1 protein-coding gene is annotated in these 1,130 nt (G+C 46.9%); it reads left to right on the top strand.

Translation table 11 applies throughout. The features are described from left to right. The first annotated feature begins 139 nt into the window (after nt 1–139). Nucleotides 140–1,120 carry an ABC transporter ATP-binding protein gene (locus NJ959_RS29905; RefSeq protein WP_254015397.1) on the top strand — a complete coding sequence of 327 codons (981 nt, stop codon included), beginning with the start codon at nt 140–142 and terminating at the stop codon, nt 1,118–1,120. Nucleotides 1,121–1,130 lie beyond the last annotated feature (10 nt).

Raw genomic sequence — 1,130 nt, 5'->3', positions numbered from 1 at the left:
CCCTTGTCAAAGGGGGGAGAAAGAATACAACCTGCATTTCTTCCTTTCTCGGGATGCTCCCATTGTTTATCCCCTTCCCAATAACAAATAACAAACAACAAACAACAAACAACAAATAACAAATAACAAACAACAAACTATGATAGAAGTAGAGCATCTTAGCAAAATATACGCATCCACTCCAGCCATTCAGGATGTCACCTTCAACGTTGAAGCTGGAGAAATCCTAGGATTTCTAGGTCCCAACGGTGCAGGGAAAACCACTACAATGCGTATTTTAGCTGGATATCTCCCCGCAAGCAGCGGTACTGCCCGGATTGCTGGTTATGATGTTCATGAAAATTCTATGGCAGTCCGAGGTAAGATTGGTTATTTGCCAGAGACACCGCCTCTCTATCCAGAAATGACAGTAGAGGGATTCTTGCACTTTGTAGCCGGAATTAAAGGAATAGCAGCAGGCGATCGCAATTCTAAGGTTAACAGTGCGATCGCGCGGTGTAACCTAGAGGAAAAGCGCAAAATCCTCATTCGCAAACTATCCAAAGGTTTCCGCCAACGAGTGGGCATCGCACAGGCAATTGTCCACGATCCACCTGCCATTATTCTAGACGAACCGACAGTAGGTCTAGATCCCCGCCAAATCATTGACGTGCGAAACTTAATCAAAAGTCTTGCTGGCGATCGTACAATTATCCTCTCCACCCATATACTGCCAGAGGTGAGCATGACTTGCAGTCGAGTCGCCATTATCAACCGAGGCAGTATCGTCGCCATCAATACCCCAGAAAATTTAATGGCACAGTTAGCTGGGGGCGGCGGTTACGAGTTGGAAATAAATGGAAACCCGATAGAATTACAAAAACTATTACAACTCCTACCAGGAGTTTCCCTAGTGGAAATTGCTGACAATGTAGAAGGCTTACCCCCAGATCGTTTCTTAATTCGGATTGTATCAGAAGCAGGATTGGAGCCGGGAAGGGATATTGCCGCCGTAACCGTTGGCGCTGGCATAGGATTGCACGAGATGCGTCGCACTCGCGCTACTCTGGAAGATGTCTTTTTAGAACTTACCACCAGGGAAATGGGGAGTGGGGAAGAGGGAGTGGGGAGTAGGGAGTAGGGAGTAGGGA

The organism is Limnofasciculus baicalensis BBK-W-15, assembly GCF_024178385.1.
GTDB classification, from domain to species: domain Bacteria; phylum Cyanobacteriota; class Cyanobacteriia; order Cyanobacteriales; family Coleofasciculaceae; genus Limnofasciculus; species Limnofasciculus baicalensis.
The sequence above is the reverse complement of the archived record's forward strand: the minus strand, read 5'-3'. Positions and strand labels throughout refer to the sequence as shown.